This window comes from Dactylosporangium maewongense (assembly GCF_039531485.1).
GTDB lineage: Bacteria > Actinomycetota > Actinomycetes > Mycobacteriales > Micromonosporaceae > Dactylosporangium > Dactylosporangium maewongense.
The window spans coordinates 231,776-256,944 of record NZ_BAAAQD010000013.1; the positions used below are offsets into that span (position 1 = coordinate 231,776).

Consider the following 25,169-nt stretch of genomic DNA (forward strand, 5'->3'; position numbering starts at 1 on the left):
GACACCATGCATCGATGAACGCGAGTACGATCAGGCGGGGCGGCGGATACCCCCACGGGGAGACACATGAATAGTCAAGTCCAGTCAACGTCCACTGTGGAACGTCTCATCGACCGGATGATGGCCATGCTGGTCGTGTTCGTTCTCGCCACCGGTGCCGTGGTGGTGATCGACGAGAACCCGGCCGCGGCGGCCGGAACCTGCGGAACGCAGGGCAACTACTTTGACGGCTACTACTACGATCCTGACAACTGGCCCGGGTACAGCTTCGAAGGAGCGTCTGGTTACATCGTCGTACGAGACGGTGTGCTGTGCAGCGGGGCAGGTGGCATCGGCAACTTCTCCAATGCGTGGCTGATGATTGCGGGCTGGAACCGCACGGGAGCCGCGTGGTCCCAGGTAGGCTTCGAACGTACCTCCGGTTTTCCGCTGCGGTGGTTTTCGCAGCACGCCTGGAACAACAGCACAGGCGATCACCTGTCGACCCGCTACAGCACCTTCTCGATCGCGTCGGAGGTCGGCGTCCGTCACACCTTCCGGGTGCTGTGGAACTCAGCCTGCACCTGCCTGCAGGCAATCATTGACGTCACCGTCTGGTCCAACTCGGACTTCAACCCCTTCTTCAGCTCTGGCTGGGGCGGCCTGCCCTTCTCACCGCAGTTCTCGGGGGAGACCGGCCACCTGGAGACCGATGTCCCCGGCAGGTCCGGCACCCGCACGGCTTTCACGGCGCTGGGCGCCCAGCAGTACTCCAACGATGCCCTGGTGCCCATGCCATGTGCGATGAACGCGACCACCTCCAGCGCCCGGTGGGGTCGGTCCGCCTCCGGTTGCGACGCGTTCTCCATCTGGACGGCGACACCATGAGGAGGAACCCGATGCAACGCGGCTTGTCCCTGCGACACCAGATCACCGTCGGCCTGTTCGTGGCGATCGCAGCTGCGGTCGTGGTGCCGATCGTGATGGCGTCGGCGGCAAACTCGGCCCCTTCCGCTCGGCCGGACCCGGGCTGGCTGCGCGCCGACACAACCGCCGACGTGGTGTACCCGGACGGTGCCACGGTGGCCCGTCCGGCAATCCAGGCTGCGGCGCCGAAGGTCGACCGCGGCTCGGCCGTCGCCAAGGTGCGGTCAGCCGGCTTCGCGGAAGAGCTTCAGCCCGGCACCCCGGAGGTGGCGCTGCGGTCGGTGACCCGGCAGCTCAAGGGTCAGGCAGCCGCCGACTACGCCGACCGCCTGGCCTGGGTCGTCACCTACCGCGGCAGCCAGCCGCAGGTTCGCGGGCCGATGACGATGAAGCAAGAGGAACGCAAGAAGCTGTCGGCCAGTCTGTACTGCGTCATGGTGTTTCTCGTCGACGCAGGAACGAGCGAAGTCTTCGACGCTCAGCAGTTCTGCAAGTCCTGATCTGACTCCCCGCCGCCCCGTGGTCCCGGAGGCTCGTCCTCCGGGACCACAGCAATGCCAGCGTCCCGCACCGAGCATCAGCCGGACGGCTGGGACTGGGTGAGAGGTATAGCGTGCTCCACCACGGCCGGGCAGGCTGCTGGATCGATGTTCGCCGCTGCCGCTCGTAGCGTTCGGCAGGTATCCACCGCCGACACGTTCAAGGAGCGCTCATGTCCAGCAAGACTCGCCGTGCCGTGCTCGTCGCGGCCGGGACCTCGGCCGTGCTCGCCGTGGGCGCCGCGCCCGCCGCCTTCGCCGACAACGACGCCCGCCGCCCCGACGCGGTGCAGCAGCGGCTCGACCACCTCGTGCGCGACGACGGGTTCCCCGGTGCGCTCGCCTCCGTCCGCCGCGCCGACGGGCGGGTCCGGGAGTACACCGCGGGTGTCGGCGACCTGCGCACCGGGCGGCCGGTGCCGCGCAACGGTCACGTCCGCATCGGCAGCAACACCAAGACGTTCACGGCCGTGGTCGTGCTGCAGCTGGCCGGGGAGGGCCGCATCGACCTGGACGCCGCCGTCGAGCGCTACCTGCCGGGTGTGGTGCGCGGCAACGGTAACGACGGGTCGAGGATCACCGTGCGCCAGCTGCTGCAGCAGACCAGCGGGCTGCCCGACTACGACGAGGTGCTGTTCACCCGCCCCGAGGACCTCGCCGGCCTGGCGCACGCCTACTACGAGCCGCGCCGGCTCGTCGACGCGGCGCTCACCGGGCCGCCGCGGTTCGCGCCGGGCAGCCGGTGGGAGTACAGCAACACCAACTACGTGCTCGCCGGTCTCGTCGTCGAGGAGGTGACCCGGCGCCCGATCGGTGAGGAGATCACCCGCCGGATCATCGAACCGCTCCGGCTCCGCGACACCTCCTGGCCCGCCGCCGGCGAGCAGCGCCTACCGGATCCGCATCCGCACGGGTACGTCGCCACCGCGCCGGGCGCCGCGTGGGTGGACGTCACCGAGATGGACCCGTCGCTGGGCTGGGCCGCCGGGCAGCTGATCTCGACCCCGGCGGACCTGCGCACGTTCTTCACCGCCCTGCTCGACGGCAGGCTTCTGCGGCCCGCCCAGCAGGCGGCGATGCTGCGTACCGTCGCCGCGCCGGGCTTCGAGCCGACCGGCGACTGGCAGTACGGCCTCGGCATCGCCCGGCACCCGCTGCCCTGCGGTGGCGACGCCTGGGGCCACGGCGGCGACATCCAGGGCTTCGAGACCCGCAACCTCGCCACGACCGACGGCCGCAGCGTGGTCGTCACCGTGACCGCCCTGCCCACCACGGAGCAGATGGTCACCGACGTCGCGGACACCGTGGACGCCGCCCTCTGCTGACCGGTCCGCCGCCCCGCGCCCTCCCCCGGTCGCGGTGCGGCACCGGTTCGGGTGCGCCGCGGTGGTTGCCCTCAGCCGGCGCCGTGGCCCGCCGATACCAATGCCGCATGCCATGCTGCGACGCGGAGGAGGGGTCGGCGTGCTGCTGCTCGCCTCGCTCACGCGCGTCCGCTGGATGCGGGTCGCGCTCGGCGTGCACCTGACGCTGAGCGTCGTGGCGCTCGCGGCCCTGGCCTCGGGGCGGCTGGCCGGGTCCGCCGGGGACGTCGTCGCGGCGCTCGCCGGCGGCGCCGCGGACGCCAGCGCGGCCGTCGCCTGCCAGCGCGTCGCGCGCCGGCTTCCGCCCGCGCACCCGGCCCGCCGCTTCTGGCACGTCATCACCGCCGCCGCGACGCCGGCCGCCGCAGGGAACCTCGCCGGCGTCGTCTTCCCGCTCGGGTTGGCGGCGCCGTGGCTCACCGAGGCGGCTCCGAGCCTCGCCGGGATCGGTGCGCTCCTCGCCGTCGCCGTCATGCTCACCTACCCCCTCCGCCTGCGTGGTGGCCGGGACCGGCTCTGCTTCTGGCTGGACCTGGCCACGGTGATGGTCGGCGCCGTCGCCTACAGCGGCTACTTCGCCGTGCCGGCGAGCGGGCCGGCGGGTGTGGACTTCCTCCGTCTGCTGACCGGTCCGGTGCCACTGCTGGTGACGGTGTTCGCGGTGGCCAAGCTGCTGCTCGCGGGCCGGCCTCCGTTCACGGCGGCGACCGGGGTCCTCGGTGGCGCCGCGGCCGGTGCGGGTGGCCTGACCGCCGTGCTGTGGACGACCGCGGTCGGCTCAGGACACGCCGGCTGGATCACGGCGCTCAGTGTCGGCAGCGACTGCCTGCTGATGGTCGCGGCCTGGGTGCAGTGTCTCCAGGTGGCCGCCGACCCGGACGCGCTGGAACGCCCGAGGCGCCGCCCGTACAGCTTCCTGCCCTACGTCGCCCTGTCCGGCACCCTGGCGCTGCTGACCGGAGCGTTGGTCGACCATGACGAGAGCGGCCGCACCTGGTTGGTGCTGGCGAGCGTGGCGGTCTCGACCGGGCTCGTGGTGCTGCGGCAGCTCACGGCGTTCGCGGACAACGCCCGCCTGGTCGGCGAGCTCGACACGACGGTGCGGGAGCTGCGCTCGACGCTGGCCGAGCGCGACGCGCTCGCCGCGCGCCTGCACGACATGGCGTTCCAGGACGGGCTGACCGGGCTGGCCAACCGGGCGCTGCTGCACGACCGGCTGGCCGCCCGCCTGGCGGAGCCGGTGACCGCCGGCAAGGTCGCCGCCGTGCTGCTCGTCGACCTCGACGACTTCAAGCCGGTCAACGACAGCTTCGGCCACGCCGCGGGCGACGCGGTGCTGCGGGAGGTGGCGGTCCGCCTGCGCGCCGCCGTCGGGGACGGCGACACCGTCGCGCGTATCGGCGGCGACGAGTTCGCCGTGCTGGTGCACGAGGTGGACCCGGACGGCCTGCAGTCGCTCGCGCGGCAGCTGGTGACCGCGCTGTGCGCGCCGATCGGGATCGTCGGCGGTGAGGCACGGGTGGGCGCCAGCATCGGGGTGACGGTCGTGGGTGACGACGCCACGGACGTCGAGCAGGTGCTGCGCGAGGCGGACCTGGCGATGTACCGGGCGAAGAGCGGCGGCAAGAGCCGGCACGCGGTCTATGAGATGGCGTCCTGACCGCCGGTGGTCCCGGACCAGGGGACCGCCGGCGGTCGGGACACGCGATCAGGACACCGTTGCCGCCGGGGCCGCCGTCCCGGTGAGTGTCAGCTCGGCGGCGGACGTCCACGGGCCGCGCCCGCCGGCCTCGGTCAGGGCCCGCACGCGCAGGTACCGCGCGGTCCGCGGGGTGAACGCGACGGTCTTCTCGCTGCCGTTGTCGGCGAACGTGCCGGTGGCGACCGGCTGGCCCCAGTCGGTGGCCGAGTTCGACAGGTACACCTCGTAGCCGCCGATCCGCCCGTTCACTCCGCCGTCCTGGCGCGGCAGGTACCGCAGCCCGTCGACCTGGTAGGAGGCGCCGAGGTCGATGCTGATCTCGTGCGGCAGCGGTGCGGCACCGGCGGACCAGGCGGTGTGCCAGATGGTGCCGATGTTGCCGTCGAAGGCGTTCGCCGCCGCGCCGTTCTCGGCGGCGGTCTCCTGGCTGTCCGCCGCGAGCAGGCGCCATCCCTGTTTCGGCAGCGGTCCTGTGCCGGGGATGCCGCCGGCCGGCGGCAGCGCCGCTCCGTCGATGACGACGGCGAAGCCGGCGCCTCGGGTGCCGGCCTTGATGCGCAGGACGCCGCCGCCGTAGAACCAGCCCGTGGTCGCCGCGTCGTAGGCCGCCTGGGTGGTGAGCCGGGTCAGGCCGGCGCCGGCGACCGTGACCGAGGTCGGTGCCGCCGTCAGCCGGGTGGTGAACTCGTACGCGCGGGAGGCGGGCTTGCCGGTGTACGAGCCGGTGGACGCCCCGACGTCCACCGTCACCCTCCCCGTCCCGGCCTGCGGCGCGGTCATGGTGACCTGCTGCGTGGCGAAGGCGCCGCCCTGGTACTGCCGCGTGATGCCGTCGTCCTCGTAGAGGGTGAAGCTCGAGGTGCCGCGCGGGTACAGGTCGTAGGTCAGCATGGAGACCGGCTTCTGCCCGGTGAAGTTCATCTGCGGCCACATGGGCACGATGGCGCCGCCCTTCACGAACAGCGGCAGCGTGTCCAGCGGCGCCTGGTAGCCGTTGAGCGTCGCCGGGCCCTGGTAGACGCGGCCGGTCCAGTAGTCGGTCCAGGTGCCGGCCGGCAGGTAGATGCCGTCCCGGACGCCCGTGTCGGACACCACCGGGGCGACGAGGAACGCGTCGCCGGCCATGAACTGACCGCTGGTGGCGTTGCCGCGGGCGATCGGGTCGTCCGGGTACTCCAGGACCATGGCCCGGGTCGCCGGTACGCCGGTGACGCTCGCGTTGCGGGTCATCGTGTAGTGGTACGGCATCAGGCGCATCTTGAGCTGCAGGTAGCGGCGGTTGATCGACAGGTATGGCTCCGCGTACCGCCACGGCTGCTTGTCCTGGTAGCCGGCCGACGGGTTGGTCGCACCCCAGCCGGACATCGTCATGAACGCCGGGGTGAACGCCTTCCACTGCAGGTCGCGCACGTAGGTCTGCGGGCTGCCGCCGAAGATGCCGTCGACGTCGCCGGTGGCGTAGTTCAGGCCCGACAGCCCGGCGCCCGCGACGGCCGGGACGGTCCAGCGCATGTCGTCCCACGTGCCGTACGTGTCGCCGGTCCACACGACCGCGTTGCGCTGGGTGCCCGCCCACCCGTCGACCGTCCACACGAACCGGCGGGCGTCGGAGTTGTTCTCGATGCCGTTCACCGCCTGCTGCACGCCGAGGAACGCCGGCCGGTAGCCGCCGCCGATCCAGGCGACGTCGGTCTTGACCGCACGGGTCCCGGCGGTGCCGACCTCCCAGGCGATCGAGGTGAGCCCGGTCGAGGTCCACAGCCCGGTCTTGAACCCGTTCGCGGCGGCGCCGGCGACGGCCTGGGGCAGGTTGGTGTAGCCGCATCCGTAGCCGTCGTTGGGCAGGAACCAGCCCGACGGCATGTCCTTGCCGCGGGCCTCCTGCGCGTAGCCGACGACGTCGGTGGTGACCTGGTGGCCGGCGCGGTTGTGGTCGCCCTGATAGGTGGGGTTCGAGGCGTTGAAACAGTCGGCGTTGCCCAGTTCGAGGCCCCACATCGGGCTGAGGAACGGTTTGCCGGTCACGTCGGTGTACGCGCCGAGCACGCCCTTGAGGGAGGTGGCGACGAAGTAGTACGCGTCGAACCGGTTCTCCCGGTGGGTGGTGGTGACCGGGCTGGTGAACCCGTAGGTGCCCGGGCTCCAGGAGTTGCGCAGCACGCCGTAGCCGTTGGTGGACATGTAGAACGGCGCCGGGCTGGCGTTCGTGTTCTCCCGCCACCGGTTGTCCACGGCGACGGGCACCGTCTTGTCCCGCAGCGCCCACTCCCCCAGGCGCAGCCCGGTGCCGTAGAACTGCTCGTCGGCGCCGCGGGCCAGCCGCTGGGTCGTCTGGCCGTCGGCCCAGGCGAGCGGCTGCGTCTCCCGCCAGATGACGGTGGCGTCGTCGGGACGGTAGGCCGCGATGGTCAGCGGCGCCTTGGTCACGCGGAGCACGAGTGCGGCGGTGCGGATCTTGTACTGGGTCCCGGTGTCGGTGACGGTGGCGGGGACGGCGCCGAAGTCGGTGCGGATCGTGATCTCGCCGGCGGTGGGTTCGGTGAACGAGCCGTCCGGTGCCAGCCACAACCGGACGATGTCGGCGCGGACCAGCACGATGCGCAGCCGGGCCGCGCTGGTGGTGGCGACGGTGAACGTGTTGCCGGCCTGGGTGATGCCGGTGACGTCGCCGGCCGTCGCCGCGTGGGCGGCGGGCGGTGCGACGAGCGCGGCGGCCAGCAGCGCGCCGACCAGCATGAAGGCTGGCAGGGCGGCGCGACGGACCGGTTGACGGCGTCGGTGGGCGGTTGCTGTGTGCGCCATGTGGACCTCCGGTCGTTCGGCGCGGTGCGGCCGTCGGCGGCCGCGCGGCGGTTGCGCGACGGGGTTGTGCGCGACGGGTTGCGTCGGCGTCGAGGAGCAGTCAAGCTGGGCGAAGATTTTAACGAACCATTCGTATCTATCGTTGGGTCTAGTATCGACGCCTGTCAAGCTCTGATCGGGGGTCACCGATGCGGCACGCGACGGCCGGCACCGGGCCGCACGTCCTGCGGGAGATCAACCGCGACCTGGTGCTGCGCATCCTGCGCTCTGCCGAGGATCCGCCCCGGGTCATCGACCTGTCCCAGGCGACCGGGCTGTCCAGGCCCGCCGTCATGCGCGCGCTGGCCGACCTCGGCGGGGCCGGACTGGTGGAGAGCCTCGACCCGGCCGACGTCGCCGCGCCCCGGATCGGCCGTCCCGCCCAGCGGGCCAGGTTCCGCGCCGAGCTCGGCCACGTCGTCGGCGTCGACGTGGGGCCGCACAAGATCCTGGTCAAGGTCGCCGATCTGGCCGGCCGGGTGGTGGCCACTCGGCGGCTGGACGTCAGCGACCGCACCGGCGGCGCCGAGATCCTGGCGGCCGCCGGCGACGCCATCGCCGGCGGCATCGCGGACGTCCGGACCGGCGCGGCGGCCTGCGCGCCGTGGGCCATCACGGTCGCCAGCCCCGGACTCGTGAGCACAGGGCGGGGGGACGTCCGGCTGACCCCGAGCATGCCCGGCTGGGCCGGGCTGCCCATCGTGGACGTGCTGCGCGAGCGGTTCGACTGTCCGGTGCTGCTCGAGCACGACGTGACCCTGTCCCTGGTCGGCGAGCGCTGGCTCGGCGTGGCCCGCGACGTCGACAGCGCCGTTTTCGTCCAGTGGGGCGAGCGGATCGGCGCCAGCATCCTGATCAACGGCGTGCCCTACCGCGGCGCCCACGTCGCCGCCGGCGAGCTCGGGTTCCTCGACGTCGGCACCGCCGGCTCCGGGGACACGCCGCTCGCCGCGGGCGGCGTCGGCCCGTTCGAGCGGCTCGTCGGCGCGCAGGCGATCCTGACGCTGGCCCGCGCGATGAGCGCCGCGGACGCCGGGGGCGCGCTGCACCGGACGCTGTCGCTGGCCGGCCCGGACTCCGGCCTGCCGGCGCTGTTCGCCGCGGCCGCGGCGGGCGACCCGACGGCGACCGCGATCGTGGACACCGTCGCCCACCGGTTCGCGCGCGGTCTCGCCCCGCTCATCCTGCTCGTCGACCCGCAGCGGGTCATCATCGGCGGTGGCGTGTCCCGGGCCGGTGCGCCGCTGCTCGACGCGGTCCGCGCCGCGGTGGCGGGCCGCGTGCTGGAGACGCCGGAGATCACGTTGTCGCCGCTCGGCGAGGAGTCGGTGGCGCTCGGGGCGGTCCGGCACGCCCTCGACAGCGTGGAGGACCGGCTCCGCGTGTGAGGCCGCCCGCCGGGCGGCACGGCACTGCGCGCTCAGCCGAGCTGCGGCCCCGGCACGAGGTCGACCGTCGCTGCACGCCGGCCGTCCAGCTCCAGCACGACGACCTCGTTGCGGCCGGCGTGCAGCAGCGGACCGGGCAGGTACAGGGTCCGCTGCGGGCCGCGGTCCCAGAATCGGCCGAGGTTCACGCCGTTGACCCACACGTAGCCCTTGCCCCAGCCGGGCAGCGCGACGTACGTGTCGGCGGCGTCCTCGACGTCGAGCCACGCCCGGCAGAACGCCGGCCCGTCCCCCGGCGCCGCGGCGCCGGTCCAGCGCACGTCGAGCGGGTCCAGCGCCAGTGGGTGCGCGGTGAAGCCGTGCACGTACTGCCGCTCGTGACGCACGCCGCCGAGGATGCCCTTGGACTCCCCCAGCCGGGGGCCGTAGTTGACCCGGCCCATCGACTCGACCAGCAGTTCCACGGTCGCCGGACCGGCCACGTCGACCGAACGCCGGCCGTCGCGCTCCAGCACGGCGACCGGCCGGCCGTCGACGAACACGTGCGCCCGGTCGTGCAGGCCGTCCACGACGAGCGGACGGGCCTCGCGCGGGCCGGGCAGCGTACACCGGTAGAGCACCAGTCCGTGGTCCAGTCCGAGCTCCTCGAAGGTCGGCGGCACCGGCGCCACCGCGCCACCGCCGGACGGCAGGGCCGCGCGCCACGTCACCGTGTCGGCGACCGCCAGCCGGGCCGCGGGCAGCAGCGGCGGCAGCGGCGGCAGGTCGCCCGGCACGCCGCCGTGGCGCTCGATGACCTCGCGGAACCGCCAGAACTTGGCGGTCGGCGCGCCGCGTTCGTCGATCGGGGCGTCGTAGTCGTAGGAGGTGGTCGTCGGCTGGTACGCGCCGTCATGGTGCTCGCCGCCGAGGTTCGCCCCGGCGGTGGTGCCGAAGTTCGTCCCGCCGTGCGCCATGTACAGGTTCACCGAGGCGCCCGCGGCCAGGATGCGGTCGAGCACGCCGGCGGCGTCGGCCGGGTCGCGGGCGACGTGCCGGTCGCCCCAGTGGTCGAACCAGCCGTCCCAGAACTCCATGCACATCGGCGGGTCCTGCGGGCGCCAGGCGGCCAGCGCCGCGAACGCGCCCTCCGGGTCGGAGCCGAAGTTGACGGTGGTGAGGACGCCGGGGACGGAGCCGCCGGTCAGCATGTGGTCCTCCGGCCCGTCGGAGGTGCACAGCGGCACCTCGATGCCCCGTGCGGTCAGGCCGTCGGCGAGGTGCCGCAGGTATGCCGCGTCGCTGCCGAACGATCCGTACTCGTTCTCCACCTGCACCATGACGACGGTGCCGCCGCGGGTGATCTGCCGCCGCGCCACCACCGGCAGCAGGCGGTCGAACCAGGCGTCGACGTGCCGCAGGTAGTCCGGGTCGGCGGTGCGGACCCGGCGGCCGACCCGCGCGGTCAGCCACGCGGGCAGGCCGCCGTTGTCCCATTCGGCGCAGATGTACGGGCCGGGCCGCACGATGACGTCCAGGCCGCACGCGGCGGACTCGTCGAGGAACCGTTCCAGGTCCTCGAGCCGCCGCACGGTGCCGGGGCGCGGCTCGTGCCAGTTCCACGGCACGTAGGTCTCGACCGTGTTCAGGCCCATCGCGCGGAGCATCCTGAGCCGGTGCGTCCACTGGGCCGGATGGGTGCGGAAGTAGTGCGCCGCCCCGGCCAGGATCCGGTGCCGGGCGCCGTTGCGCACGAACCGCCGCCCCGTCACCGTGAAGGTTCCGCTCAACCGTCGCGCCTCTGGTCCATGCCGTCGCCGTCCCGGCGGATCGGGCCGGCCTCATCCTGGGCCGTCGTGTCCTGGCCGGGCGGTGTCCAGGGCCGGTCACCGCACTCCTGCTGCACCCTGGCGAGCTCCTCCAGCAGCGTGGCGCGCACCTCGGCGTAGGCCGGGTCGTCGTACACGCTGCGCAGCTCCCACGGGTCGGCCTTCAGGTCGAACAGCTCCCACTCCGGCGCCTCGCGCGACGACGAGGTGCCGGGCAGGCCCATCCCGTCGGCGTAGTAGAACACGAGCTTGTGGTCGTGGGTGCGCACGCCGTAATGCGCCCACACGTGGTGCTCGCTGTCGTCGTGTTCCCAGTACCGGTAGTAGACGGACTGCCGCCAGTCCTCGACGTCCTGACCGTTGAGCAGGGGCCGCAGGGAACGGCCCTGCATCCGCTCGTCGGCGGGCACGCCGGCGAAGTCCAGGAACGTCTGGGCGAAGTCGACGTTCATCGCCAGGGCGGCGCACGAGGATCCGGGCGCGATCTCGGCCGGGTACCGGATGAGGAACGGCATCCGCAGCGACTCCTCGTACATGAAGCGCTTGTCGTACCAGCCGTGGTCGCCGAGGAAGAAGCCCTGGTCGGAGGTGTAGACGACGATCGTGTCGTCGGTGAGCCCGTGCTCGTCGAGGTAGTCCAGCAGCCGGCCGACGTTGTCGTCGACGCTGGCCACGCAGCGCAGGTAGTCCTTGATGTAGCGCTGGTAGTTCCACAGCGCCGCCTCGTCGGCGTCCAGGTGCGGTGGCAGCAGCGCCTTCACGTCGTTGGTGGTGAGGTCGCGGTCCACGCGCATCCGCGCGGCGCGGGCGGCCGCGGCGTGGCCGCTGTGGTCGTCGGTGAACGTGTGCGGCACCGGGATGTCGTCGTCGACGTACATGTCGCGGTGCTTGTCGTCGGGCTCCCAGTTGCGGTGCGGGGCCTTGTGGTGCACCAGCAGGCAGAACGGCCGCTCGGGGTCGCGGCGGTCGAGCCAGTCGACGGCGAGGTCGCTGATGATGTTGGTGCAGTACCCCGGGCGGACCGTTTCGGTGCCGTCCATGCCGATGAAGACCGGATCGCGGTAGCGGCCCTGCCCCGGGACCACCTCCCAGTAGTCGAACCCGCGCGGGTCGTGGGACGGGCCGTGCCCGAGGTGCCACTTGCCGACCAGCGCGGTCTGGTAACCCACCTCACGCAGCAGCTGCGGGTACACCAGCTGGCGGTTGTCGAACTCGGTCGCCAGCGTCTGCACGCGGTTGACGTGGTTGTACGTGCCGGTCAGGATCGTCGCCCGGCTCGGCGCGCACAGCGAGTTGGTGCAGAAACAGTTCTCCAGCAGCATGCCGCCAGCGGCGATCCGGTCGATGTGCGGCGTACTGTTGATCTTGCTGCCGTAGGCGCTGACCGCGTGGGCGGCGTGGTCGTCGGCCATGATGAACAGGATGTTGGGTGGCATTGCTGTCCCTTCTGCGGGTGGGGCAGGTAGCGCGGTCACTGCGCCGCGTAGGCCGCCGCGTCGTAGTAGGTGGCCGGGTCGACGTCACCGGTGACCTTGCCGAACTCCTTGAACAGCGCGTTGAGCCCGGCCAGCCACGCCGTGACGGTGCCGTCGCCGGACTTCGCCGCCAGGTCCGCCGAGGTCAGGAACCGGGCGTTGGCGGCCTCGGACCGCAGCTGCTCGACGGGCGCCTTGAGCAGCGCCGCGGTCAGGGTGACGGCGGCGTCGACGTCGCCCGCGCGCCGGTCGGTGGCCTCGCGCACCAGCCGCAGCACCCGCTTGAGCAACTCGGGTTTGTCCGCGACCACCTCGTTGCGCCCCACGAACGCCGACGGGAAGCTGTACCGCGGATAGAAGTCCTCGTTCCTGGCCAGCTCCACCAGGTCCGGCACGCGCTGCTTGATCGTGCCCACGAGCGGATACCAGATGCCGGCGGCGTCGATCTGCCTGGCGCCGAACGCGGTGACCACCGTGCTGGCGTCCATGGCGACCTTCTGCACGTCGGCGATGGACATCCCGGCCTGCCGCAGGGCCAGCCGCAGGATCATGTCGCCGGACGTCCCCTCCGGCACGCCGACCCTCTTGCCGCGCAGCTGCGCGACGCTGGTGATGCCGGCCTGCGCGATGATCCGGTCGGCGAACCCGAGGGAGTTGATCGCGATGACCTTCGCCTTGCCGGTGGCGGGCAGCCACATGGCGCCGGGGCCGACATAGCCGAAGTCGAGGTCGCCGGCGCCGAGGGCCTGGACCTGCAGCGGGCCGTTGGTGAACACCTTGAGCTCCGGTTGCAGGCCGAACCTGTCCCACAGCTCGAGCTTGCCGGCCAGCGCCACGACGCTGGCGCCGGTGAAGTCGGCGATGTAGCCGAACCTCACCTTCAGCGGCGAGCCGCCGGTGGCGGGTGCCGGGTCGTCGTCGGCGCAGGCGCCGAGGCTGAGCAGCGCGCCGGTGCCGGCGACACCGGCCAGCACCCGGCGCCGCGTGGGCGTCGTCACTTGGGGAGTCCTTCCTCGGGTCTCTGGTGGTAGACGGCGTGCCACACCCGGTTGCGGATGGCCGCGAACTGCGGGGACAGCCGGACCTCCTCCGTCCGCGGCGTCGGCAGGTCGACGTCGATCGTCTGGTGGATCCGGCCGGGCCAGGCCGCCATCACGACGACCCGGCCGGCCAGGTAGACGGCCTCGTCGACGTCGTGGGTGATGAACATGACGGTGCGCTGCTCGGCCCGCCAGGTCCGCAGCAGCTGGTCCTGCAGCTGCACCCGGGTGAGCGCGTCCAGTGCGCCGAACGGCTCGTCCATGAGCAGGATGCTCGGGTTCACCGCGTAGGCGCGGGCCACCGCGCACCGCTGGCGCATGCCGCCGGACAGCGTCTTGGGCAGCGCGTCGGCGAACTCGCCGAGGCCGACGAGTCCGATGAAGTACTCCGCCCTGCGGCGCCGCTCGGCCCTGCCCACCTTGGCCAGCCGCAGGCCGAACTCGACGTTCTGCCGGACGGTCAGCCAGGGGAACAGCGCGTACTGCTGGAAGATGACGCCCCGGTCCGGCCCCGGTCCGGCGACCGGCCGCTCGTCGACCAGAACCTGTCCGGCGGTCGGCTCGACCAGCCCGGCGGCGATGTTGAGCAGGGTCGACTTGCCGCAGCCCGACGGCCCGACGACCGTGACGAACTCGCGGTCGCCGATGTCGAGGTCCACCCGGTCCAGCGCCTGGAACCCGGTGCCGGCGACGTCGAACCGGCAGCTGACGCCCCGGAAGGAGATCTTGGCGTTCATCGACGCTCCTGCCATCCGGTGAGCCTGTGCTCCGCGGCGAGCAGCAGCCGGTCCATGACCAGGCCGAGGACGCCGATGGTGATCAGCCCGACGAAGATCGTCGCGAGCTCGTAGTAGATCTGCGCCTGCTGCATCCGGTATCCCAGCCCTTGCTGCGCGGCGATCAGCTCGGCGGCGACCAGGGTGGCCCACGCCGCGCCGAGCCCGACCCGCATGCCGACGAGGATGAACGGAGCGGAGGCGGGCACGACCACACGGCGGAAGACCACGGCGTCCCCGGCGCCGAGCACCCGAGCGGCGTTGATGAGGGTGTTGTCGACGCTGACGACGCCCTGCAGCGTGGCGATGACGCAGGACAGGAACGCCGCCAGGAAGATGACGAAGACCTTCGGCGTCTCCCCGATCCCCATGAGCAGGATGGCGAGCGGGATGATGGCCAGCGGCGGGATGGTGCGGAAGAACTGCACGTAGGGCTCGATAAGCGCACGGGCGACCGGGTACCACCCCATGAGGAATCCGACCGGCACCGCGAGGGCACTGCCGAGCACGAAGCCCGTGAGGACGCGGCGGAGGCTGGCCACCGTGTCGTCGAGCAGCGTGCCGTCGGCGATGAGCTCGCCGGCGCGGACCGCGACCGCCCGCGGTCCCGGCAGGCCGGACACCCCGGCCGCGGCCAGTGCGGCCCAGGCTCCCAGGCCCGCCGCGACGGCGGCCAGATTCAGCGCCGGGCCCGTCCAGTGACCCCGGGTGCCGGCACGTCGGCCGGTCCCGGGCGCGGCGATGGCGCGGAGCAACCTCACCACTCTCTCCGTTTCGTCAGCGATCCTGGCGGGCGAGGCAAGTCTGCGACGCGCCCCGATTCATGTCAACCCATCGGATTAAATGCGGTCACGGCGCCGGGCGTGGCGGCCGGTCGCGTAAGCTCCCGCTGGTGACCGGCCCGCGACCAGCGGCCGAAGCCGTTGAGCCGGAAGGGGAATCGTCTCGGTGATCGAGCGCAAGGACGCCATGCAACGCGTGCGCCTGGCGCACACCCGATCGCTGCTCGACGAGCTGCGCCGCGCCGGCCCACTCAGTCGTGCCGAGCTCGTCCAACGCACCGGGCTGTCGCGCACGACGCTGTTCGACATCATCGCCGACCTCCTCGCGCGCAACGTCGTCGTCGAGCGCGAGCCGGTCGTCGAGGGCCAGCGCGGCCGTGGACGGCCGTCCAGCGCGGTCAGCCTCAACCCCGCCGCCGGGCAGATCGTCGGCATCGACCTCGGCCGGGCCCGGATCAACGCCGTCGTCGCCAACGTGGGGCACGACATCCTGGCCGGCGGCAGCCGGAAGGTCGCCGCGAGCGCCGCCCCGAGCCGGCGCGCCGCCGCCGCCATCGCCCTCGTCGAGGAGCTCGTCGAGCGCCACGGCGTGGACCTGAGCACGCTCGAGGCGGTCGGGCTGGGCCTGCCCGGCCTCGTGCGCGACCCGGGCCGCCCGGACGGCAGCCACGGCCTCACCACAGCGGCCCGGCGCACCGTCGACAGGTTCCGCGAGCACTTCGGCGCACCGGTGGTGGCGGACAACAACTCGCACCTGGCCGCCCTGGCCGAGGCCACCTGGGGCGCGGCGCAGGACTCCGGCAACGTCGTCTACGTCCGCTGGAGCGACGGTGTGGGCGGCGGTCTCATCGTGGACGGCCGGCCGGTGCGCGGCGCGCACGGCGCCGCCGGCGAGCTGGGACACGTCAGCCTCGATCCGCACGGCGAGCCGTGTCCCTGCGGCGGTCGTGGCTGCCTGGAGCTGCGGATCCGCACCAGCGCCCTGATCGCCGAGTGCACGGCGCGCGGCGAGCCGGTCGAGGAGGTCGCCGGCCTGCTCGACCGGGCCGCGGCCGGGGCGGCGATCCCGGCGGCCGTGGTCCGCGACGCCGCCGGGCTGCTCGGTCACGTGATCGCCGGGACGGTCGTGCAGCTGGATCCGTCGCGGGTGGTCATCGGCGGTGACCTCGGCCGCCTCGGTGACCTCGTGCTGGATCCGGTGCGACAGGCGATCCGCCGGCTGGCCATCCCACGGCATCCACGGCGCCTGGAGGTCGTCGCGGCGCGGCTCGGCGACGACGACGGAGCGCTGGGCGCCGTCGCGGCGGTGCTGCGGCACGGCGCTCCGGATCCGCAGCTCGCACCGCCCGGGGCAGCCGGCGGCCCCGGGCGCCCGGGCAGCCGCGGCTGAGCGCGACGGCCGGGCGCCCGGCACGGTGGCGGCGGACGCGGTCAGGTGGTGACCGCCACCGTCAGCGTGGCCCGCACCGGCGCCTGACCGGCCACCCGCACGAGCAGGCTGCCCGTGTAGGTGCCGGCCGCGGCGAACGTCCGCCGGGACACGACCGTGAACACGTCGTTGATCCGCATGCCCGGGATGCTCGTCTCCCGGGCGGTGACCGCGGTGAGCGCCTCCACGCGCCCGTCGCTCCAGGTGACGGTGGCCGACACGTCCGCCGGCGCCGCACCGGGCGCGGTCACCGTCCAGGTGGCCGCCGCGGGCGTGCCGACACGGGCCGCACCGGGCGCGCCGAGCACCTGCCCGCGCCAGGCGACGTCGGCCGTCGGGAAGAAGTTGACGCCCTGCAAGGTGAGCCGGCCGCCCGCCACCGACAGCCGGAGCCGGAAGTCGGCGTAGTCGCGCTGGGCCTGCGGAGTCCAGCCGACCTCGGCGGTGGCCAGCAGGCGCGGGAAGCTGTAGTACTGCGCCTGCCCGACCCGCCGGATGAACTCCCCCCACAGCGCCGACTCGACGCCCAGCACGCTGCTCTGCGCGATGCCGGGGATGAACGTGCCCGGGTCCCAGTTGTAGTGCCGGTCCAGGCCGCACACGCCGCCGCAGGCCCAGGTGCCTCCCAGCGGCTGACGGGCGTCCTGCTTCTGCGGCACGTAGGTGTGCGGCGCGGGTGAGAGCACCACCTTCGCGCCGCGGGTGTTGACCGCGTTCGCCACCGCCGTCCGGTCGCCGTTCCAGTACTGCACGACGGCGTTGTTCTGCGGCAGCGCCGAGCCCGCGTACTCGTTCCAGCCGATGACGGTCCTGCCCAGCGCGGCGACCTGGGCGGTGAACGCGTCGACCATGGCGGTGTAGTCGGCGTGGCCGGTCACGTGCGCCTCGTCGCCGCCGATGTGCAGGTAGGGGCCGGGGGTCATGGCCGCGATCTGGGTGAGCACCTGCCGGACGAACTCATAGGTCACCGCCGCGGCGGCGTCCAGCGACGAGTAGCCGACCGACCCGGTGCCGTTGGCCGGCACGGTGGCCGCGCCGGCCGGACGCTGCGGCTGGGCACCGGCGGTGTTGAGCTGCGGAATCGCGTGCAGCGCGGCGTTGGTGTGGCCGGGCACGTCGACCTCGGGGATCACCGTCATGCCGTTCACCCCGGCGTAGCGGACGATCTCGGCGTAGTCGGCCTTGGTGTAGAACCCGGTGACGCCCAGCTCGGTGCCCATCAGCTGGCCCGTCGGGGAGTAGGTCATCGCCGTGGCGCCGCTGACCTGGGTCAGCAGCGGATAGTTGATGGCCGACGGGTTGCTCGCCGGGTTGTCGATCGCGATCCGCCAGCCCTGGTCGTCGGTCAGGTGCAGATGCAGCCGATTGATCTTGTACTGGGCGGCCGCGTCGATGTACGCCTTGACCTCCGCCACGGGGTAGAAGCTGCGGGCGACGTCGAGCATCATGCCGCGGTGGGCGAAGCGCGGATGGTCGGCGATGGTGACCGCCGGCACGGTCCAGGTCGCGGCCACGACGGTGCGCGACTCCACCCACTGCGGGAAGAGCTGGCGCAGGGTCTGCACCGCGTTGAGCGCCCCGTTGGCCGTGTCCGCGCCGATGTACACCCGGGTGGCGTCGACGGTGAGCCGGTAGCCCTCGGCCGCCTGACCGGCGGGACCCTTCCCCGGTCCGACGTCCACGACGATGGGCGCCGCGGCCGTTGCGGAGCCGAGCACCGGCAGCGGGTATCCGGTGGAGCGACGCAGGATCCCGGCGAGGTGGTTCGCCGGTGCGGCGGCGTTCGCGCCGGCGGCCACGATCGGCGTGCCCCGCTGCAGCGTGTACGGCGCCTCGGCCCGCTCGAGGACCGATACCGGTCTGGGCAGCAGCCCGAGCGTCGGGGCGGGCGCGGCGGGCGAGCTGTCCCATACCTCGAAGTCGGAGATGGAGTACCCGTACCCGGCCCACCGCCGGTACCCCTGCATGCGGACGTGGCGGACCGCCTGGGCCGAGTGGACCTCGATGACGTCGGTGCGCGGGCAGGTGCCGCGCTGCATCCGCACGACCGTCGTCCAGGTCACCCCGTCGGCGGAGGTCTGCAACGCGAAGTCGCGGGCACAGGCGTTGGGCCAGCGCAGGACGACATGGTCGACGGCCGCGGGCGCGGCGAGGGTCACCTGGACCCAGTTGTCGTCCTGGTACTTCGACGACCAGCGGGTATTCGGGTTGCCGTCGTTGACGTACGCCGCGGCGAAGTCGGCCCGGTCCAGCTCGACGCTGGAGGCGCTCGCCGTCCCGGCGCGGGCGAGGTCGACCGGCGCCGCGGCCGCCGACACCGACGGTGCGAGCACCGCGGTCACGGTGGCGGCCAGGGACAGTGCCAGCGTCGCGGCGAGCGACCGGCGGCGGCCGGTCGGACGGGACACGGGCGGGGATGGCGGTAGCAGTGGCGGAGCGGCCATCGGACTCCTCGATGTCGGCGCGACGGTGGCGGTCACGCACCGGGGTACGGGCGGCGCGGGGCGGTGAGCAGGTGGTGCTGGGGTCGTCGGTCGTGCGCACCCGCCGGCACGGGCGCCTTCCGGCCGCCTACAGCGGCAACAGGTCCAGGACGTTGCCCTGCAGCAGCGGCATGGCGGCGGGGCTGCCGGACTGGGTGCCGGCAAGGTGGACCGGAACGGCGCCGGTGCAGCCGACGGTGAGGTTGGACAGGGTGCATCCGGTCAGCAGCCAGCGCGTGCCCAGCAGGTTCGTGGCGCGGATGTCGCTGTACCACAGGGTGTTGGCGGCGAACGTGGGCGGCAGCACGCCGTCGACGACCACGCCGGGGCCTGGGTCGAGGCCGGTGCCGCCGATCGGGAAGGCCAGGTTGGCCGTCCACCGCCCGGGGGTGCCGCCGTTGGCGTGGTTCACGATGTTGCCGGTCACGCTGCCGTGCCCCCAGTTGTCGGCGGTCAGCGCACCGTACGGGCCGGTCCGCCCGAACGAGTAGTACGCCCCGTGACAGCCGACGATGACGTTGTCGGCGATCGACCAGTTGCCCGAGGAGTTCCACACGGCGAGCCGGCAGGACGTGAAGCTGTTGGCGGTCAGCTGCGAGTACTCGCTCCGGTCCGCCAGCGACACGCCGAGGTAGCAGCGGTGGAAGGCGTTGCCGCGCAGCTTGAGCCGATAGCCGAAGTAGTCGTCGGCGGCCGATCCGGTGACCGCCACCCCGGCGCCGCGCCAGTTGGTGAAGTCGCAGTCGAGGAGCCGGACGTTGGTGCTGCGGCTGATCCGGACACCGACGTGGGCGAACTGCGGTGCGAGGTTGACCGGGCTCGCCGCGCGGCCGAGGAAGCGGATGCCGGTGAGGGTGACGTCGCTGCGCCCGGTCACCGACAGGGCACCGAGATGCTCGCCGGCGACCGTGACCGTCGCACCGTTGCCGACGATCAGGCACTGGTCGGGCAGCGCCACGGTGGCGGCCAGGGTGTAGACGGCACCGGGGGCGAGCTGCACCCGCGGCGTGGCGGCCAGGACGGCGGCCCAGTCGTCGGTGACCCCGAGCGTCGGCAGCTGGGCCGGGACGGCCGCGGCGGCGCTGCGCCCGGGTGGGACGAGGGCGGCGAGCGCGCCGGCGGCTCCGGCCGCGGCCACCGCCCGCCGGCCCATGCGTGGTTCCATCATGCCTCCGCGGACATTGGATGTCTGATGTACGACGTCTGAGGTGCCTCACCGTAGAAGCCCGCTCCGGCGCCGTCAAGCCGCGCATCCCGCGTCGGCGATGCCGCACCCATCGGCCGGCTTCGGTTCGTGACATCGAACGCGCCGCCATGTATTTTCGCGTTGTACGACATCCGATGTCTGAACACCGGTGCCTCACCCCTGCGCCGGCGCCGTCATGGGTCGCTCAGCCCTGCCTTCCGTGACCGGGCGATGTCCACGGACCACGGCGCATCGGATCCCACTCCCCACGCACGGAAGGCACCCAGCGATGATGTTCGCTCCTCCCCGCCATGGCACTCCCCCGGACCGCCGGTCCAGACGGCGCCTGGCCGGCATCGGCGCGGCGGCGGTGCTGCTCGCCGCGCTCGGCCCGCTCACGCCGTCCGCCGCCGAGGCCGCCACCACCCAGGCGTTCTCCACGGTCGTCCCGCGGCCGGCGACGGTCACCGCCAACCCGGCCGTCTCGTACACCGTGACGGCCTCGACGCCGATCTACACCTGGGCCGGCAACGCCGCGGCCGGCGCCGTCGGGACCTACCTCGCCGGCATCCTGCGCCCGTCGACCGGCTTCCCGCTGACGGTCACGACCACGTCCGACGCCAACCAGTCCGGCGGCATCGCCCTGGTGCTCAGCGGCGCCCCGGCGTCCGTCGGGGCGAACGGCTACCAGCTCGACGTCACCGCCGGCGGCGTCGTCATCCGCGCGCAGCAGCCCGCGGGCCTGTTCGCCGGCGTGCAGTCGCTGCGGCAGATCATGCCGCCCCAGATCGAGGCGCGCGCCGTGCAGGCCGGACCGTGGGTGATCCCGGGCGGTCAGATGATCGACCAGCCGCGCTACGCGTACCGCGCCGCCATGCTCGACGTCGCCCGGCACTTCTTCACCGTCGATCAGGTCAAGCGGTACATCGACCAGCTCGCGCTGTACAAGATGAACCACCTGCACCTGCACCTGACCGACGACCAGGGCTGGCGCATCGAGATCGCCGGCTACCCGAACCTCACCGGCACCGGCGCCGGCACGTCCGCGGGCGGCTGGAGCGGCGGCTACTACACGCAGGCCCAGTTCCGTGACCTCGTCGCCTACGCGAACTCCCGGTACGTCACCATCGTGCCGGAGATCGACATGCCCGGACACACCAACGCGGCGCTGGCCTCCCACGCCCCGCTGAACTGCGACGGCGTGGCCCCGGCCCCGTACACCGGCACCGCGGTGGGCTTCAGCAGCCTCTGCCTCACCGACCCGGACACCCGGCCGTTCGTCGACGAGGTCATCCGCCAGCTGGCCGGCATGACGACCGGCCCGTACCTGCACATCGGCGGCGACGAGGCGCACAGCACGCCGCACGAGCAGTTCCTGGAGTTCGTCACCGGGGCGCAGCAGACCGTCGTCAAATACGGCAAGACGCCCGTCGGCTGGAACGAGATCTCGGCGTCGACCCTGCAGCCCGGCGCGGTGCTGCAGTACTGGAACACGCCGACGTCCAACGCCTCGGTCGCCGCCGCGGCCGCGGCCGGGCACGGCATCATCATGTCGCCGGCCAACCGCGCGTACATCGACCTCAAGCACACCGCCACGAACGTCATCGGGCTCACCTGGGCCGGCATCACCAACGTGCAACGCGCCTACGACTGGAACCCGGGCGCGACGCTGGAGAACGTGCCGGACAGCGCGATCCGTGGCGTCGAAGCCGCGCTGTGGACCGAGAGCGTCACCTCGCAGCAGGACGTCGACTACCTGGCGTTCCCGCGGCTTCCCGCGCTCGCCGAGCTCGGGTGGTCACCGTGGTCCACGCACGACTGGGCGTCGTTCCGGACGCGGCTGGCCGCGCAGGGCCCGCGGTGGGACCAGATGGGCATCCGGTACCACCACTCGACCGAGATCCCGTGGCCGGTGCCGAGCTCCGCGGGGCCGGCGGGGACGATCCTGTCGGGGGTGCCCGGCAACAAGTGCGTCGACGTCGAGGCGGGCCGCAGCGCCGACGGGACCGCGATCATCCTCTACGACTGCCACGGCGGCGCCCCGCAGCAGCTCACCCTGCACGACGACGGGACCATCCGGGCCTTCGGCAAGTGCGTCGACATCGCCGACGGCGGGACCGCCGACGGTGCCCGACTCGTGCTGTGGACCTGCCACGGCGGCGGCAACCAGCAGTGGCGGTGGGACGCCGCCGGTGGGGCCTCGGTGCGCAACCCCGCCTCCGGCAAGTGCCTCGACGACCCCGGAGCGTCTACCGCGAACCTGACCCGCCTGCAGATCTGGACCTGCAACGGCGGCATCGCTCAGCGGTGGAAGCTGCCGTGACGATCGAAACGCACCCTGCCGACGCAGTGCGGCTGTCCCCACACCGCCCACCATCAGGAGCCGCGATGCGCCTGTTCAAGTCCTCGTTGACGGCCGCGGCGCTGCTCGCCGCGGTCCTGGCCGCCCCGTCCTCCGCGGCGGCGGCCCCGACGGCCTACTACGTCGACTGCGCCGCCACCGCGGCCGGCAGCGGCACCCAGGCCAGCCCGTGGAACAGCTTCACCGCGGTGAACGCCAGGACGTTCGCGGCCGGCGACAGCATCCTGCTCAGGCGCGGGACGACCTGCGCCGGACAGCAGCTGTTCCCCAAGGGCTCCGGCGCGGCCGGCGCCCCGATCGTCATCGACACCTACGGCACCGGCGCCAAACCGGTCCTCGCCGGCAACGGCGCGGTCGTCGACGTGGTGAAGCTGTACAACCAGCAGTACTGGGAGATCCGCAATCTGAACGTGAGCAACAAGGGGGCGACCGCCGCCACCCGCCGGGGCGTGCACGTCGTCCGCGAGAACTCCGGCACCGGCACCTACTACCGCGTCACCGGCCTGGACGTCCACGACGTCAACGGCAACCAGAGCAAGAAGGACGACGACGCCAGCGCCGGCATCTTCTTCGAGGTCCTCGGCAACACCGTCCAGACGAGGTTCGACGACGTGCTGGTCAGCGACAACACCGTCACCGCGGTGGACCGGTACGGCATCCACTTCTGGACCCGCTGGATGACCCGTCCCGAGCTGGCCAACCCCAACTGCGGCACGACGTGCGGCGCCTGGTTTCCGCAGACGCGCGTCGTCGTGCGCGGCAACACCGTCACCGACAACGGCGGCGACGCCATCGTCGTGCACCACACCCAGGGTGCCCTGGTGGAACGCAACCGGGTCGACGGCTTCCGGGTCCGCGACACGAACTGCGCCGCCGGAATCTGGGGCTGGAACATCAACGACGCGCTGTTCCAGTTCAACGAGGTCAGCGGCGGCCGCAGCACCTGCGACGGGCAGGGCTTCGACCTGGACGAGGGCAACATCCGCACGATCTACCAGTACAACTACAGCCACGACAACGAGGGCGGTTTCCTCCTGCTGTGCAACGGCGGCGGGTCGACGACCAGGGACAACATCGTGCGCTACAACATCAGCCAGAACGACCGGGGGCAGATCTTCGACCTCATCTGCGGCAAGATCACCAACACGAAGATCTACAACAACGTCTTCTTCGTCGGCCAGCCGGCTCAGATCATCAACAACAGCAACGGATCGGGCGGCGCCAACGCGGAGCTGTACAACAACGTCTTCTACGTGACCACCACCGCGGCGACCTACACGGCCGGGGCGCTCCTGTTCGACTCCAACGTGTTCTACGGCCAGCACCCGGCCGGTGAGCCCGCAGATCCCAACAAGAGCACAGCCGATCCGCTGTTCGTCTCCCCCGGCACGGCCACGTCGATCGGCGACGCGGGCGGCTACCGCCTGCGTGCCGGATCCCCGGCGCTGGCCAACGGCCAGGCCATGACCGCGCCGGGCGGCCGCGACTTCTTCGGCGGGCCGGTCACCGCCGGCTGCCGTCCCGACCGGGGAGTGCACCAGCTCAGCACCACCTGCACGCCCGCCGCGGTCGTCCTCCCCCGCACCGGATGGTCGCTGCGGTACGCCGACAGCCAGGAGACCGTGGGTGAGAACGGCGCCGCAACCAACGCCTTCGACGGCAACACCGCGACGTTCTGGCACACCAAGTGGTCCGGTGGTTCCGCGCCGTTGCCCCACGAGATCCAGATCGACATGGGTGCGAGCCACGCCGTCTCCGGTCTGCGGTACCTGCCGCGGCAGGACACCGGCCCGGGCGCCGCGAACGGGCGCATCGGCCAGTACGAGGTGTACGTCAGCACCGACGGCGTCACCTGGGGGACGCCCGTGACCACGGGCACCTTCGCCAACGACGCGGGCCTCAAGGAGATTCGGTTCACCGCGAAGACCGGGCAGTTCCTGCGGTTGCGTGCGCTCAGCGAGGTCAACGGCAACCCGTGGACCACCGCCGCGGAGATCTACGCCCTCGCCTGACGGGTGATGGACGGCCGTGCGTGGCGCGTGGCGGCGCGTCATGCACGGCGCAGCACGACGGGGCCGGTCCGTCCACGGTGAGCCGGTGCCCGGCCTGGCGCCTGACCCGGCGCCGAACACCGCGGCGGGCGCGTCCGATGTGGACGCGCCCGCCGCTTCGGTGTGGCCGTGGGTTACTTGACCGCGCCGGCCGTCAGCCCGGCCTGGATCTGCCGTTGGAAGATCACGTACATCACGATCATCGGCAGCATCGAGATGCTCAGGGCCGCGAACAGCCCGGACCAGTCGGCCTCGTAGCCGGCGCTGGTCGAGATGTTCGCGATGCCCTGGGTGAGCACCCACTTGTCCCTCGCCCCCGCCATCAGCACGAGGGGCAGCAGGTACTGCCCCCACTGGCCGATCAGGTTGAAGATCGTGAGGCTGATCAGACCGGGCCGGGCCATCGGCAGCATGACCGCGAAGAACCGGCGGGTGTGCGACGCGCCGTCGATCTCCGCGGCCTCGGCCACCGAGTTGGGCAGCGACCGGAAGAACGAGGTGAGGAAGAAGATCGTGAACGGCAGCGAGTAGGCGATGTAGACCAGGACCAGGCCCGTGTAGGTGTTCAGCAGCCCGAAGTTCTTGACGACGAAGAACAGCGGCACGACGGCGAGGAACGGCGGGAAGGCGATCCCCGCGACGAACAGGAAGTAGACGGGCCGGTTGCCCCAGAAGCGGTACCGGGCGAGCACGTAGGCGGCCATCGAGCTCAGCAGCATGGTGCCGGCGGTCGACAGCGACACCACGATGACGCTGTTGAGCACGTACCGGCCCACGTCGGCCTTCACCCAGGCGCGGCCCCAGTTCTCCCAGCGCAGCCGGCCCGGCAGCGTCCACGGTGCGGAGAAGATCTCCGTGGTGTCCTTGAACGAGGCGAGCAGTACCCAGGCCAGCGGAATGATGATCAGCAACGCCCAGGCTGCCAGCACCGCCTGGGTGACCAGGCCGGCTCCCGTGAGCCTGCGGCGCTTCCGCGGCGCCGGCGCGACGGCTCGCACGCCCCGCGCCTGCTGCCGACCGATGGTGGCGGTCATGTC

17 protein-coding genes are annotated in these 25,169 nt (G+C 72.4%); 8 read left to right on the plus strand and 9 right to left on the minus strand.

Annotated elements, in window-relative coordinates; genetic code table 11:
* The first annotated feature begins 96 nt into the window (after window positions 1-96).
* The 4 genes from ABD332_RS31275 (at window position 97) to ABD332_RS31290 (ending at window position 4,469) form a co-directional block, all read left to right on the plus strand.
* The gene (locus ABD332_RS31275) at window positions 97-867 is read left to right on the plus strand and encodes a hypothetical protein (RefSeq protein ID WP_344505928.1); all 771 of its coding nucleotides are present in this window, start codon (window positions 97-99) and stop codon (window positions 865-867) included.
* Window positions 864-1,406, plus strand: a complete 543-nt coding sequence (locus ABD332_RS31280; RefSeq protein ID WP_344505929.1) for a hypothetical protein — start codon at window positions 864-866, stop codon at window positions 1,404-1,406. Before ABD332_RS31275 ends, ABD332_RS31280 begins: the two co-directional genes overlap by 4 nt.
* Window positions 1,407-1,618: 212 nt before the next feature.
* A complete protein-coding gene (locus ABD332_RS31285) occupies window positions 1,619-2,770 on the plus strand; it encodes a serine hydrolase domain-containing protein (RefSeq protein WP_344505930.1) in 1,152 nt (383 codons plus the stop codon).
* Window positions 2,771-2,882: 112 nt separating this feature from the next.
* Entirely contained in the window at window positions 2,883-4,469 is a 1,587-nt protein-coding gene (locus ABD332_RS31290) for a diguanylate cyclase domain-containing protein (RefSeq protein ID WP_344505931.1), read from the plus strand.
* Between the two features lie 48 nt (window positions 4,470-4,517).
* Here ABD332_RS31290 and ABD332_RS31295 read toward each other — a convergent pair whose 3' ends face one another.
* A complete protein-coding gene (locus ABD332_RS31295; protein WP_344505932.1) occupies window positions 4,518-7,313 on the minus strand; it encodes a TIM-barrel domain-containing protein in 2,796 nt (931 codons plus the stop codon).
* A gap of 188 nt (window positions 7,314-7,501) precedes the next feature.
* Here ABD332_RS31295 and ABD332_RS31300 point away from each other — a divergent pair, with 188 nt between their 5' ends.
* Complete coding sequence (locus ABD332_RS31300; protein WP_344505933.1) at window positions 7,502-8,740, plus strand: ROK family transcriptional regulator; 1,239 nt, start codon at window positions 7,502-7,504, stop codon at window positions 8,738-8,740.
* Between the two features lie 32 nt (window positions 8,741-8,772).
* Here the strand turns inward: ABD332_RS31300 and ABD332_RS31305 are convergent, their stop codons facing one another.
* The 5 genes from ABD332_RS31305 to ABD332_RS31325 are packed head-to-tail and all read right to left on the minus strand — an operon-like array spanning window position 8,773 to window position 14,600.
* Entirely contained in the window at window positions 8,773-10,509 is a 1,737-nt protein-coding gene (locus ABD332_RS31305) for a glycoside hydrolase family 35 protein (protein WP_344505934.1), read from the minus strand.
* The gene (locus ABD332_RS31310; protein WP_344505935.1) at window positions 10,506-11,984 is read right to left on the minus strand and encodes a sulfatase family protein; all 1,479 of its coding nucleotides are present in this window, start codon (window positions 11,982-11,984) and stop codon (window positions 10,506-10,508) included. Before ABD332_RS31310 ends, ABD332_RS31305 begins: the two co-directional genes overlap by 4 nt.
* Before the next feature lie 35 nt (window positions 11,985-12,019).
* Window positions 12,020-13,021 (minus strand): aliphatic sulfonate ABC transporter substrate-binding protein, encoded by a 1,002-nt coding sequence (locus tag ABD332_RS31315; RefSeq protein WP_344505936.1) that lies wholly within the window; start codon window positions 13,019-13,021, stop codon window positions 12,020-12,022.
* The gene (locus ABD332_RS31320; RefSeq protein WP_344505937.1) at window positions 13,018-13,800 is read right to left on the minus strand and encodes an ABC transporter ATP-binding protein; all 783 of its coding nucleotides are present in this window, start codon (window positions 13,798-13,800) and stop codon (window positions 13,018-13,020) included. Before ABD332_RS31320 ends, ABD332_RS31315 begins: the two co-directional genes overlap by 4 nt.
* Window positions 13,797-14,600 (minus strand): ABC transporter permease, encoded by an 804-nt coding sequence (locus ABD332_RS31325; RefSeq protein WP_344505938.1) that lies wholly within the window; start codon window positions 14,598-14,600, stop codon window positions 13,797-13,799. Before ABD332_RS31325 ends, ABD332_RS31320 begins: the two co-directional genes overlap by 4 nt.
* A gap of 187 nt (window positions 14,601-14,787) precedes the next feature.
* Between ABD332_RS31325 and ABD332_RS31330 the strand changes: the two genes are divergently transcribed.
* Window positions 14,788-16,011 carry an ROK family protein gene (locus tag ABD332_RS31330; RefSeq protein ID WP_344505939.1) on the plus strand — a complete coding sequence of 408 codons (1,224 nt, stop codon included), beginning with the start codon at window positions 14,788-14,790 and terminating at the stop codon, window positions 16,009-16,011.
* A gap of 41 nt (window positions 16,012-16,052) precedes the next feature.
* Here the strand turns inward: ABD332_RS31330 and ABD332_RS31335 are convergent, their stop codons facing one another.
* Together ABD332_RS31335 and ABD332_RS31340 are read right to left on the minus strand one after the other, a co-directional pair.
* Complete coding sequence (locus ABD332_RS31335; protein WP_344505940.1) at window positions 16,053-18,458, minus strand: family 20 glycosylhydrolase; 2,406 nt, start codon at window positions 18,456-18,458, stop codon at window positions 16,053-16,055.
* A gap of 163 nt (window positions 18,459-18,621) precedes the next feature.
* A complete protein-coding gene (locus ABD332_RS31340; RefSeq protein ID WP_344505941.1) occupies window positions 18,622-19,698 on the minus strand; it encodes a right-handed parallel beta-helix repeat-containing protein in 1,077 nt (358 codons plus the stop codon).
* A 310-nt stretch (window positions 19,699-20,008) separates the two neighbouring features.
* Here ABD332_RS31340 and ABD332_RS31345 point away from each other — a divergent pair, with 310 nt between their 5' ends.
* Window positions 20,009-22,042 (plus strand): family 20 glycosylhydrolase, encoded by a 2,034-nt coding sequence (locus tag ABD332_RS31345; protein WP_344505942.1) that lies wholly within the window; start codon window positions 20,009-20,011, stop codon window positions 22,040-22,042.
* Between the two features lie 65 nt (window positions 22,043-22,107).
* Complete coding sequence (locus ABD332_RS31350) at window positions 22,108-24,093, plus strand: discoidin domain-containing protein (protein WP_344505943.1); 1,986 nt, start codon at window positions 22,108-22,110, stop codon at window positions 24,091-24,093.
* A gap of 173 nt (window positions 24,094-24,266) precedes the next feature.
* Here ABD332_RS31350 and ABD332_RS31355 read toward each other — a convergent pair whose 3' ends face one another.
* Window positions 24,267-25,166, minus strand: a complete 900-nt coding sequence (locus tag ABD332_RS31355) for a carbohydrate ABC transporter permease (protein WP_344505944.1) — start codon at window positions 25,164-25,166, stop codon at window positions 24,267-24,269.
* Window positions 25,167-25,169: the final 3 nt, after the last annotated feature.